The sequence below is a fragment of the Thalassospira mesophila genome (assembly GCF_002115755.1).
Lineage (GTDB): Bacteria > Pseudomonadota > Alphaproteobacteria > Rhodospirillales > Thalassospiraceae > Thalassospira > Thalassospira mesophila.
Genome location: NZ_JFKA01000006.1, coordinates 62,326 through 74,213, shown reverse-complemented (window position 1 = coordinate 74,213; position 11,888 = coordinate 62,326). Strand labels below are relative to the sequence as shown.

Sequence of the window (11,888 nt, the reverse complement as noted above, 5' to 3'; positions counted from 1 at the left end):
TCGCTAAACCTTTTTTCTCCCGTCAGGGGGCGTGTGCACGTCACCGCCCCCTGGCAACTCTCCCTTCCCAAAATACAAGAGTAATGCCATGACGGACGAGCGATTAAAGCAAGTCTCAAGCCTTCGTCGTGCCATGATCCGACCCGAACTGGGCGCGATTTGCGGTGCAATTCTGGTTTTTGTGTTCTTTTTGATGATCGCGGGCGACAGCGGTATGTTCGCACCGGAAGGCATCAAAAACTGGACCGTGGTTTCGGCACAATTTGCCATCATTGCCGTGGGTGCCTGCCTGTTGATGATTGCGGGCGAGTTTGACCTGTCGGTCGGCTCCATGATCGGCTTTTCCGGTGTCGTCATCGCCATTCTTTCCGTGCATATGGGCTGGCCAGTATGGGCCGCCATCATTGCGGCCTTTGTCGTTGCAATGGCAATTGGCGCCTTAAACGGGTTTTTGGTGATTAAAACCGGGTTGCCCAGTTTTATCGTTACCTTGGCATTTTTATATATTCTGCGCGGTTTAACCATCTGGCTGTCAATTTCCACCACCCGCCAGACCATTATTGGGGGCGTCAAAGAAGCCGCCGTTGGCGACCCGCTGGCGTTCCTGTTTGGCGGCGTGATTTTCAAGGATCTGTTTCAGTGGTTTGGCGATATGGGCTGGGTTGGTACTTTTACCCGTGGCACACGCACCGGACAGCCTATTGTTGAAGGCATTCCAATGCTGGTGGTGTGGGCGATTGTACTGGTGATTTTTGGCCACTTCCTGCTGACCCGCACGCGTTTTGGCAACTGGATTTTCGCCGCGGGCGGGGACGCCAAAGCCGCGCGTTATGTAGGCGTGCCGGTCGACCGGGTTAAAATCCTGATGTTCATGTTTACAGCCTTTTGCGCCACTGTTTTTGCCACCTGCCAGGTGATGGAATTTGGCTCGGCCGCAGCGGACCGTGGCTTGCTCAAGGAATTTGAAGCCATCATTTGCGTGGTTATCGGCGGCGCCCTTTTGACTGGCGGTTATGGCTCTGTCATCGGGGCAGCATTAGGGGCCCTGATATTTGGTGTCGTGCAACAGGGCCTGTTTTTTGCCGGGGCCGAAAGTTCGTTGTTTCGGGTGTTTCTGGGCACAATCCTGATACTGGCTGTGATTATGAACACCTATATCCGCCGCTTGATTACGGGAGAACGGTGATGGCGACACCCTTGATGGAAATGGACAACATCAAAAAGAACTTTGGCCCGGTGATTGCGCTTGGCGGCGTTTCCTTTGATGTTTTTGCCGGTGAATGCCACTGTTTGCTCGGTGATAACGGGGCGGGTAAATCGACCTTCATTAAGACCATGTCAGGTGTGCATAAGCCAACCGGCGGCGTTATTCGCGTTAATGGCAAAGAAGTCAGCTTTGCCACCCCGCGCGATGCCATGACCGCCGGCATTGCCACGGTTTATCAGGACCTGGCGATGATCCCGCTGATGTCTGTCACCCGCAATTTCTGGATGGGCCGCGAACCGCGCAAGGGGTTTGGCCCGTTTAAATGGATTGATTTTAAAACTGCCCATCGCATCACATTTGAAGAAATGGCCCGTATGGGCATTAACCTGCGCGAAGCCGATCAGGCGGTTGGCACCCTTTCGGGCGGCGAGCGGCAAAGTGTGGCGATTGCGCGCGCGGTACATTTTGGTGCCAAGGTTCTGATTTTGGACGAACCGACATCGGCCCTTGGGGTGCGGCAAACATCGAATGTTCTTGCCACGATTGACCGGGTGCGCAAAGCCGGGATCGGCGTTGTATTTATCACCCACAATGTGCGCCATGCCATGGCGGTGGGCGACCGGTTTACGGTGTTAAACCGCGGACAAACCCACGGCACGGCCAAGCGCGGCGACATCAAGCCCGAAGAATTACAGGATTTGATGGCAGGCGGGCAGGAACTGGCCGAACTTGAAGGATCGCTGGGAGGAACCATCTGATGACGCTCGATGTCATTACCATCGGCCGATCATCGGTCGACCTGTACGGAGCGCAAATTGGCGGCCGCCTGGAGGACATGGCATCCTTCAACAAATATATTGGTGGCTCGCCCACCAATATGGCGTGTGGCACCGCAAGGCTTGGCCTTAAATCGGGCCTGATCACGCGGGTTGGCGATGAACATATGGGCCGGTTCATTCGTGAACAACTGGTGGCCGAAGGGGTTGATGTGCAAGGCGTCATTACCGACCCCGAACGCCTGACCGCCCTTGTATTGTTAGGCATTCGCGACCAAGAACAGTTTCCGTTGATATTTTACCGTGAAAACTGTGCCGATATGGCGCTGTGCGAAGACGATATTGACCCCGATTATATTGCCAGCAGCCGTTGTGTAACCGTTACCGGCACCCATTTGTCGCACCCACGCACACGGGCTGCAGTGTTAAAGGCGCTGAAACTGGCCCGTGCCAACGGGGCGAAAACTGCGCTGGATATTGACTATCGCCCCAATCTCTGGGGCCTTGCCGGGCACGGTGATGGCGAAAACCGTTTTATTGCATCAGCCAAAGTCACCGGTGAATTGCAGGCGACACTAAACCTGTTTGATTTGATTGTTGGCACCGAGGAAGAATTTCACATTGCCGGGGGCACCACCGACACGCTGGCTGCCTTACGTGCGGTGCGCGCCATTTCATCGGCGACGCTTGTGTGCAAACGTGGCCCGATGGGGGCGTCGGCCTTTAGTAGCGAGATTGGCAACAGTCTGGATGACGGCATTTCCGGCCCCGGTTTCCCGGTTGAGGTTTTTAATGTTTTGGGTGCTGGCGACGGGTTTATGTCGGGCCTTCTAAAAGGCTGGCTGACCGGCGAGGACTGGAAAACCACCCTTAAATATGCCAATGCCTGCGGGGCCTTTGCCGTATCGCGCCATGGCTGCACCCCGGCCTATCCCAGTTGGGAGGAATTGCAGTTTTTCTTTAAGCGCGGCATGAAAACCCCGGCGCTGCGCCATGATGGCGAACTTGAACAGGTGCATTGGGCCACCAACCGCACGGGTGACTGGCCGGAAATGCGGGTGTTTGCCTTTGACCACCGCATGCAGCTTGAAGACATGGCCGATGAACTGGGCGTATCGCCCGACAAAATCGGCCCGTTTAAAAAGCTGTGCCTGAACGCGGTTAAAACCGTGGCCGGTGGCAAGCCCGGTTATGGCCTGTTATGCGATGGCCGTTTGGGCCGCGATGCCCTTTATGCCGCCGCCGGGCAAGGATTATGGATTGGCCGACCGGTTGAACTGCCCGGATCGCGCCCGTTGCAACTTGAAATCGGCCCCGATCTGGGCAGCAAACTGGCCGAATGGCCGGTGGAAAACGTGATCAAGGTTTTGTGCTTTTATCATCCCGACGATGATGCCGATATGAAAGCCGATCAGGAAGCAACCATTTTACGCCTTTTTGATGCCGGGCGCGCCAATCGGCTGGAATTTTTGCTCGAAATCATTCCCTCAAAGGTTGCGCCGTGCGATGATCAGACAACGGCAAAAATCATTCAGCGGTTCTATGACATTGGGGTTTATCCCGACTGGTGGAAACTGGAACCGATGAAAAGCGATGCGGCGTGGTGTCATGCCTGTGACACCATTTCGCGCAATGATCCCTATTGCCGGGGCGTGGTTGTTTTGGGCCTTGAAGCCCCGAGCGAGGAACTGGCCGCCAGCTTTGCCGCCGCCGCCCGCCACAAGCTGGTACGTGGCTTTGCCGTGGGGCGGACCATTTTTGCCGCAACGGCCCGCGACTGGCTGACCGGCACCATAGATGATGCAACCGCCACCAATCAGATGGCGGATAAATACCGTGCCCTGTGCCAGTCATGGGATCAGGCACGCAAAAACATCGGAGGAACGGCGTGAAAACCATCCGTTTAACAGCCGCCCAGGCCATGGTGCGGTATTTAAGTGTGCAATATAACGCCGATGATGTGCCGTTTTTTGGCGGCTGCTGGGCGATTTTTGGTCATGGCAATGTGGCGGGCCTTGGCGAAGCATTGCACGGCATTGGCGATGCCCTGCCCACATGGCGCGGCCATAATGAACAGGGCATGGCGCATGCCGCCATCGCCTATGCCAAGGCATCGAACCGCAAACGCGCCATGGCGGTAACCACATCCATCGGACCCGGTGCCACCAATATGATAACTGCTGCGGCACTGGCCCATGTTAACCGCCTGCCGGTTTTGCTGATCCCCGGCGATGTGTTTGCCAACCGCGCCCCGGACCCGGTTTTGCAACAGATCGAGGATTTCAACGACGCCACGATCAGCGCCAATGACTGTTTTAAACCGGTCAGCCGTTATTTTGACCGTATCAGCCGCCCCGAACACTTATTAACCGCCCTGCCCCGTGCCATGGCCACCCTGACCGACCCGGCCGATTGCGGCCCGGTAACGCTGGCTTTTTGTCAGGATGTACAAACACAAGCCTATGACTGGCCGGAAAGCTTCTTTGCCCCCAAAACATGGAAAGCGCGCCGCCCACGCCCCGATCTGGACGAACTGGCAGCAGCGGTTCGCGCGATTAAAGGCGCGCAAAACCCCATGATTATTGCCGGGGGCGGTGTGCATTATGCCGATGCCTGCGCAACCCTGCACAACTTTGCCCACAAACACGGCATTGGTGTTGGCGAAACCCAGGCTGGGAAATCGGCCTTGCCGTGGGATGACGATCTGAACCTTGGTTCCATCGGTGTCACCGGGGCCAGCAGTGCCAATGCGGTGGCGGAAAAGGCCGACCTGGTTATTGCCATTGGCACCCGCTTGCAGGATTTCACCACCGGCAGCTGGTCGCTGTTTAAAAATCCCAACCGTCGCCTTTTGGGCATTAACATTACCGGTTTTGATGGCAGCAAACACAATGCCCTGCCCCTGATCGGCGATGCCAAAATCGTGCTGGAAGAGCTTTCAGCCGCGCTGGGTGATTATTGCGCAAATCGCCCCGATGCACATCTGAAAGCCGAATGGATTGCCGCCGTGGATGCCGCAACGGCAACGCCAACGGGCAATGCCCTGCCAACCGACGCGCAAGTCATTGGCGCTGTTCAACGCAGCCTGAATGATGACGCGATTGTTGTCTGTGCTGCCGGTGGCCTGCCCGGCGAACTTCACAAACTTTGGAAAACCGCAAAACCCAACAGCTACCATGTTGAATATGGCTATAGCTGCATGGGCTATGAAATTGCCGGGGGTGTGGGTGTTAAAATGGCCCGGCCCGATCAGGACGTTGTCGTGATGGTTGGCGACGGGTCCTATATGATGATGAATTCCGAACTGGCAACCAGTGTGATGCTGGGCCACAAGATTATCACGGTTATTCTCGATAATCGTGGCTATGGCTGCATCAACCGGCTGCAAATGGCAACCGGTGGCGCAAGTTTTAACAATCTGCTTGATACAGCCCGCCATGTTGAACCATCAGCCATTGATTTTACCGCCCATGCCGCATCAATGGGGGCAATTGCCGAAAAGGTTTCGTCGATTGCCGAACTGGAAGACGCCATGGGGCGTGCCCGCGCGGCAACCAAATCCTATGCCATTGTTATTGATACCGATCCGCTGCCCTCGACCGAGGCAGGCGGCCACTGGTGGGATGTTGCCGTCCCCGAAGTTTCCGTGCGCCCCGGTGTGAACGAAGCCCACAAAAATTACCAAAACGCGCTGAAGAACCAGCGCCCCGGAGATTAGCCCCATGATTCTTTATGGTACAAACCCCATTGCCTGGTCCAACGATGATGACCAGACCCTTGGCGCGGACATTTCGCTTGAAACCTGCCTGCGCGAAGCAGGCGAGATCGGCTTTGACGGCATTGAAAAAGGCCACAAAATGCCGACCGAACCCGCCGCCCTGAAGGCTGCCCTTGAACCAAACGGCCTTAAATTCGTTTCGGGCTGGCATTCATTGAACCTGCTGGTCCATTCGGTCGAGGACGAGAAAAAGGCCATTCAGCCGCACTTGGACCTGCTCAAGGCCATGGGGTGCAAGGTGTGTATTGTGTGCGAAACATCCAATGCCATTCATGGCAATGATGATATGCCCCTTGCCAACAGCCCGGTTTTGCCTGCCGACCAATGGGAGAAATTTGGTGCCGATGTTGAAGCCATTGCCCAATATTGCGCCGATCAGGGGGTAACGCTGGTGTATCATCATCACATGGGCACGATTGTTGAAAGTGGCGATGAAATTGATGCGTTCATGGCCCATACCGGCCCGGCAACCCGTTTGCTGCTCGATACCGGTCATGCCCTGTTTGGCGGGGCCAACCCCGAAGAACTGGCAGTTAAATACATGAACCGCGTTGGCCATATCCACTGCAAAAATGTGCGCCCCGTTATTCGCAAACAGGTCGAAGGTGAGAAATTAAGCTTCCTTGAAGGGGTGCGGCGCGGCGTGTTTACCGTACCGGGCGATAGCGAAGGCGAAGTGGCCTTTGAACCGGTTTTAAAAGTGGCCGCCGACCATGGCTATCAGGGCTGGCTGGTGATTGAAGCCGAACAAGACCCTGCGGTGCGCAATCCTTTGAAATATCAAACCCTAGGCCTTAAATCACTGCGCGAGATGGCCCAACAAACCGGACTGGATAAAGGAGACGCCTGATGGCCGACCTGTTACGCAAACCCACCGCCACCCACGGCAAGGTGCATGACATTACCGCACAATCGGCCAATTGGGGCTATGTCGGTTTTGGGCTTTATCACCTTGAGCCGGGCGAAACCGCGTCTGAGCCCACCGGTGACCGCGAGGTTATTCTGGTACTGGTGGAGGGTCGCGCCGATATTTCGGTCGATGACCAGAAATTTGGCGAGCTTGGCGACCGCATGAGCGTGTTTGAGCGCAAATCGCCCCATTGCGTTTATGCCCCAAATGACGCGAACTGGACAGCACAGGCCACCACCAAATGCACCCTTGCGGTTTGCACGGCACCGGGCAAAGGCAATTACCCCGCCCGTGTCATTCGCGACATTGAAATGGTGGAACGCGGCAAAGGCGGCAATACCCGATATATCCACCCGATTGCGATGGAGGAATCCGATGTCGCCGACAGCCTGCTGGTAACCGAGGTTTTCACCCCGCAAGGCAACTGGTCGTCTTATCCGCCGCACCGCCACGATGAAGATAATTACCCCGAGATGACCTATCTTGAGGAAACCTATTATCATCGCCTCAACCCCGAACAGGGTTTTGGCTTTCAGCGGATTTTCACCGAAGACGGCGCACTTGACGAAACCATGGCGGTGCAAAGTGGTGATGTGGTGCTGGTGCCCAAGGGGCATCACCCGTGTGGATCGCCTTATGGCTATGAGATGTATTACCTCAATGTCATGGCCGGGCCGATGCGCAAATGGCGGTTTCAGAACCACCCCGATCACGACTGGATTTATCAGCGCGACAGCAAATAAGCTGGCGCGAATGCCCAAAACCAAAGGATTTTACCCATGACCGAGATTGCCCATTACATTAATGGCGCACATGTTGCTGGCACATCGGGCCGGTCGCAGGATGTTTTTAACCCTGCCACCGGGGAAGCCGAAAAAACCGTTGCCCTGGCATCCACCGCCGAGATTGACCAAGCCGTTGCCACCGCCAAAGCCGCCTGGCGCGACTGGTCCAAAACACCGCCATTGCGCCGTGCGCGTATTTTGGACCGGTTTAAAACCATTTTGTGGGACCGCGCCGACCAAATGGCCGAAGCCATTAGTGCCGAACATGGCAAAACCCACGACGACGCCCTGGGCGAAGTGACCCGCGGGTTGGAAGTGGTGGAATTTGCCACCGGCGCGCCGCACCTGTTAAAGGGCGAATTTACCGAAAATGTTGGCACCGGTGTTGATAGCCATTCTATCCGTCAGGCTCTGGGCGTGGTTGCCGGGATTACCCCGTTTAACTTCCCCGCCATGGTGCCGATGTGGATGTTTCCCGTGGCCCTGGCATGCGGCAATACCTTCATCCTTAAACCGTCTGAACGCGACCCGTCGGCCTCACTTTTGATGGCCGATTGGTTAACCGAAGCCGGTTTGCCCGCCGGTGTTTTCAACGTGGTTCAGGGTGACAAGGAAGCGGTTGATGCCTTGCTTGCCAACCCCGATGTCAAAGCGATCAGCTTTGTCGGTTCCACGCCGATTGCCAAATATATTTACACAACTGGCACGGCCAATGGCAAACGTGTGCAGGCATTGGGCGGAGCAAAAAACCACATGGTGATTATGCCCGATGCCGACCTCGACATGGCGGTTAATGCCCTGATGGGGGCGGCCTTTGGTTCGGCCGGGGAACGGTGCATGGCGATTTCGGTGGCAGTCCCCGTGACCGACGCGGTTGCCGATGCACTGGTCGAAAAACTGGTGCCGAAAATTAACGCCCTTAAAATTGGCCCGGCGTCCGATAAATCATCCGATATGGGGCCGCTTGTCACCAAACAGCATTTGGAAAAAGTACGCGGTTATATTGACAGCGGCGAGGCCGAGGGGGCAAAAATTGTGGTTGATGGCCGTAATTTCCGCCAGGACAAACAGGGCTATGAAAACGGATATTATATTGGCGGCACCCTGTTTGACCATGTGACGCCGGAGATGAAAATCTACCGCGAAGAAATTTTTGGCCCGGCATTAACCGTTGTGCGCCGCGCGGATTACCAGGCTGCCGTTGATTTGATCCATAGCCACGAATACGCCAATGGCACAGCGGTTTTCACCCGCGATGGCGACGTTGCCCGGGCTTTTAGCCAGGATATCGAAGTCGGCATGGTCGGCATTAACGTGCCGATCCCCGTACCCATGGCGTTTCATTCCTTTGGTGGTTGGAAATCATCGATGTTTGGTGACCACCACATGCATGGCATGGAAGGGGTTCGTTTCTTTACCCGCCTTAAAACCACCACCACCCGCTGGCCCACCGGCCAGCGCACCGACCCTGAATTCACCATGCCGACCCTTGGTTAAGGAAAATAGCCATGCTTAATATCGGATTGCTCGGTGCCGGACGTATCGGCATCACCCACGCCAAAGCTGTTCTGGGTGTTCCCAATGCAAAAATTGCGGCGGTTTATGACCCGGTGGATGCTGCGGCCGATGCCGCCGTCGCCCTGACCGGGGCCAAACGCGCCACGGTCGCGGAAATTATGAACGATGCCAATATTGGTGCCGTCATCATTGCCACCCCGACCGACCTTCATGCCGACCAGATCGAACTGGCGGCAAGGGCTGGCAAGGCGATTTTCTGTGAAAAGCCGGTGGATCTTTCGGCCGAACGCGTACGCGCCTGCCTGAAGGTTGTTGAAGAAACTGGCACCAAACTGATGGTTGGTTTCAACCGCCGCTTTGACCCCAGCTTTGCCCGTGTCCATGCCGAAATTCGGGCCGGGAATGTTGGCGATGTGGAACTGGTGCAAATTACCTCGCGCGACCCGGGGGCGCCGCCGGTTGATTATATCAAACGCTCTGGCGGGCTGTTTCGCGATATGATGATCCATGACTTTGACATGGCGCGTTTCCTGCTGGGCGAAGAAATAACCGAGGTTTTTGCCACCGGTGCTGTTCTGACCGACCCGGCGATCAAGGAAACCGGCGATGTCGATACGGCAACCGCGACACTGCGCACAGCCAGCGGCAAAATGGCCGTGATCACCAATTCACGCCGGGCAACTTATGGTTATGACCAGCGCGTTGAGGTTCATGGCTCCAAGGGCATGGTGCAGGCCGAAAACCACCGGGCAACATCGGTAACGATTGCGAATGGCGATGGTTATACGACCGAACCGCTGCTGGACTTTTTCATGCAGCGTTACGCCGATGCCTACCGGTTTGAACTGACCACGTTTTGCAACATGCTTAATGGTGAAAACGTGGCCTTCCCCAGCGGCCATGACGGGCTAAAGGCACTTGAACTGGCCGATGCGGCGGTTCAGTCGCTTAAAACCGGGGCGGCAGTAAAACCCGGCGCCTGATCAATTTTACAACGCACTGCAAAAGCCCGGCCGGTTTTATCCGGCCGGGCTTTTTGTTGTCCGAACAGATAAAGCAGGCTTAAAAATTCATCCGCAAGCTGATCAGGAAACTGGGTTTACGGGCTTCATCATTATTGGTGTTGTAATCCAGATCCTGGAAAAACGCGGCATCAAGCGCGCCAATACCGACAAAGTTATTCACCCGCACACCAATACCCGCTGCACTGGTGAAATCTTCACGGCGGTAACGATCATTTTGGGAGCCGTCACGATAACGAAATGCCCCGGCATGGTCGAAAAATACATAAACACTGGCCTGCGTGTTTTCAGGTTTTCCCTTCGAGAATTCGGTCGGGAAGTTGAAATTATAATGCAGTTCGGTATCGATGAAATAACCGTCATCACCGGAAAAAGCACCGGGTTCATAACCACGCATGGTGCCAACCCCGCCAACCGAAAACTGTTCTGCGGGTGGCAAAACACGGTCCTTGGTCATTTGTCCTCCGGCGGTGACCTGCGCTGTAAACGGCCCGCCAAGCTGTTGATAGGCAAAGGCATTGGCGGTGTATTTGCTGGTCACACGGTATTCTGTTTCAGCCTGGCGAATATGGGAAAACATCCGATAACCACGCAAGCCGAATGAATAAAAGCCGGTATCGCCCAAATAATTAAAATCCACACCCACCGAATGCCGGTTAATCCAGGTTTCCGTCAGGGCTGCGCCAAAGGTGGTATAAGAAACATTGCCATTATAGCTGTAATCAACATTCAGCAACCAGTGTGGCGACAAAATAAACGGTTGTTTTAACGATGCCGTGATCAACTGTGTTTGCCCGTAAACATCGGGATCGGCCGGGTCATCGGCAAAGGGGCCATCAATGATATGAATACGTGTTTGGGTATACCCCACTGACAGACGCGTATCATAGGAACTTACCGGCACTTCATAGGATGTAAAAACCGACCGCGACCCGCGTGATTCTGTCACGCCAACGGTTAGCGGGTCATCAATCCCAAACACACTATTGGCACGGGCATAACCGCCACTGCGGCGATGCCCGGTGGAAAGCGCACCGTAATTATCGATAAACAGCGAATAGGCCATGCGGTCGGGTTCTTTGGCCGTCACGACAATATCGGTCTGACCAAATTCCTGCCCCGGCTCCAGCTTTGCCGTCAGCTTGGTCTGGTTTAGGCGGTTAAACCGGCCCAGTGCCTTTTCCAAAACATCCAGACTAACCAGATCGCCTTCTTCAATGTGCAAATGGCTAGCGATATAATCGCTCAGCATATAGTCGTTCTGCTCGACACGCAGGTGGCCAACACGGCCCTCAACCAGAATAACCCGCACTTCGCCGCCAGCGATTTTTTGCGGCGGGATATAGGCGCGCGCGGTAACAAAGCCCTTCTGATGGTAAAGCTCGTTGAACTCGGCCAGCATATCGTACAAATCTGCCAGATACAGCGGACGGCCAACATATTTTGCCAAAACATCGCGAATCGTTTGATCTTCGAGAATTTCCGACCGGTTAATATCAAACCGCTGCACCGTAAACTTCGCCCCTGCTCCGGCTTTGGGCGGGGTAAAATCCGGGCTGCCATCAACAATTTCGGGCAATTCAAAGCCGTTAAATTCATTGATCTGTTTCTGGCGCTGCTCCTGGCGGATGATATTTGCCGTCGGGTTGCTTTGCTGTTCGCTTTGCAGGCTTTTCGGTGCCTGCTGGGCCAGGGCATTGCCCATCATACCGCCCCAACAAACCCCCGCAAAGCCCCCAACCACAAGAGCAGCCCGTAGCACCCGCCCCAAAGTACGGGCTCCCACCTGCCCGGCCAAACCGGGCATACCCGCTATGTTACGGCTGTTGAACGCCAAAATGTCTTCCCCCTCAGACAGCGCCCTCACGACGCTGCTTATGCACGTTATGTCT

General features: G+C 55.4%; 9 protein-coding genes. 8 read left to right on the top strand and 1 reads right to left on the bottom strand.

Annotation, left to right across the window (positions count from 1 at the left end; genetic code table 11):
• Nucleotides 1–88: 88 nt before the first annotated feature.
• From TMES_RS14250 to iolG, 8 genes are read left to right on the top strand one after another with little or no spacing between them, the layout of a single operon-like run.
• Nucleotides 89–1,186 carry an ABC transporter permease gene (locus tag TMES_RS14250; protein ID WP_085583693.1) on the top strand — a complete coding sequence of 366 codons (1,098 nt, stop codon included), beginning with the start codon at nt 89–91 and terminating at the stop codon, nt 1,184–1,186.
• Nucleotides 1,186–1,965 (top strand): ATP-binding cassette domain-containing protein, encoded by a 780-nt coding sequence (locus tag TMES_RS14245; protein WP_085583692.1) that lies wholly within the window; start codon nt 1,186–1,188, stop codon nt 1,963–1,965. Before TMES_RS14250 ends, TMES_RS14245 begins: the two co-directional genes overlap by 1 nt.
• On the top strand, nt 1,965–3,875 hold the full coding sequence (locus TMES_RS14240) for a bifunctional 5-dehydro-2-deoxygluconokinase/5-dehydro-2-deoxyphosphogluconate aldolase (RefSeq protein WP_085583690.1): 1,911 nt from the start codon (nt 1,965–1,967) through the stop codon (nt 3,873–3,875). The genes TMES_RS14245 and TMES_RS14240 overlap by 1 nt, the downstream gene beginning before the upstream one ends.
• Complete coding sequence (iolD, locus tag TMES_RS14235) at nt 3,872–5,701, top strand: 3D-(3,5/4)-trihydroxycyclohexane-1,2-dione acylhydrolase (decyclizing) (protein ID WP_085583688.1); 1,830 nt, start codon at nt 3,872–3,874, stop codon at nt 5,699–5,701. Before TMES_RS14240 ends, iolD begins: the two co-directional genes overlap by 4 nt.
• Nucleotides 5,702–5,705: 4 nt before the next feature.
• Nucleotides 5,706–6,611: a myo-inosose-2 dehydratase gene (iolE, locus tag TMES_RS14230; protein ID WP_085583686.1), complete on the top strand. Its 906-nt coding sequence runs from the start codon at nt 5,706–5,708 to the stop codon at nt 6,609–6,611.
• Nucleotides 6,611–7,414, top strand: coding sequence for a 5-deoxy-glucuronate isomerase (gene iolB, locus TMES_RS14225; protein WP_085583684.1), 804 nt, complete (start codon nt 6,611–6,613; stop codon nt 7,412–7,414). Before iolE ends, iolB begins: the two co-directional genes overlap by 1 nt.
• Before the next feature lie 36 nt (nt 7,415–7,450).
• A complete protein-coding gene (locus TMES_RS14220; RefSeq protein ID WP_085583682.1) occupies nt 7,451–8,953 on the top strand; it encodes a CoA-acylating methylmalonate-semialdehyde dehydrogenase in 1,503 nt (500 codons plus the stop codon).
• An 11-nt stretch (nt 8,954–8,964) separates the two neighbouring features.
• On the top strand, nt 8,965–9,957 hold the full coding sequence (iolG, locus tag TMES_RS14215; protein WP_085583680.1) for an inositol 2-dehydrogenase: 993 nt from the start codon (nt 8,965–8,967) through the stop codon (nt 9,955–9,957).
• Nucleotides 9,958–10,036: 79 nt separating this feature from the next.
• Here the strand turns inward: iolG and TMES_RS14210 are convergent, their stop codons facing one another.
• A complete protein-coding gene (locus TMES_RS14210) occupies nt 10,037–11,833 on the bottom strand; it encodes a ShlB/FhaC/HecB family hemolysin secretion/activation protein (protein ID WP_143589665.1) in 1,797 nt (598 codons plus the stop codon).
• Nucleotides 11,834–11,888 lie beyond the last annotated feature (55 nt).

Coding starts and splice junctions, on each gene's coding strand:
- TMES_RS14240 (WP_085583690.1), top strand. CDS start 1,965: ATGACGCTCGATGTCATTACCATCGGCCGATCATCGGTCGACCTGTAC.
- TMES_RS14245 (WP_085583692.1), top strand. CDS start 1,186: ATGGCGACACCCTTGATGGAAATGGACAACATCAAAAAGAACTTTGGC.
- TMES_RS14220 (WP_085583682.1), top strand. CDS start 7,451: ATGACCGAGATTGCCCATTACATTAATGGCGCACATGTTGCTGGCACA.
- iolE (WP_085583686.1), top strand. CDS start 5,706: ATGATTCTTTATGGTACAAACCCCATTGCCTGGTCCAACGATGATGAC.
- iolB (WP_085583684.1), top strand. CDS start 6,611: ATGGCCGACCTGTTACGCAAACCCACCGCCACCCACGGCAAGGTGCAT.
- TMES_RS14250 (WP_085583693.1), top strand. CDS start 89: ATGACGGACGAGCGATTAAAGCAAGTCTCAAGCCTTCGTCGTGCCATG.
- iolG (WP_085583680.1), top strand. CDS start 8,965: ATGCTTAATATCGGATTGCTCGGTGCCGGACGTATCGGCATCACCCAC.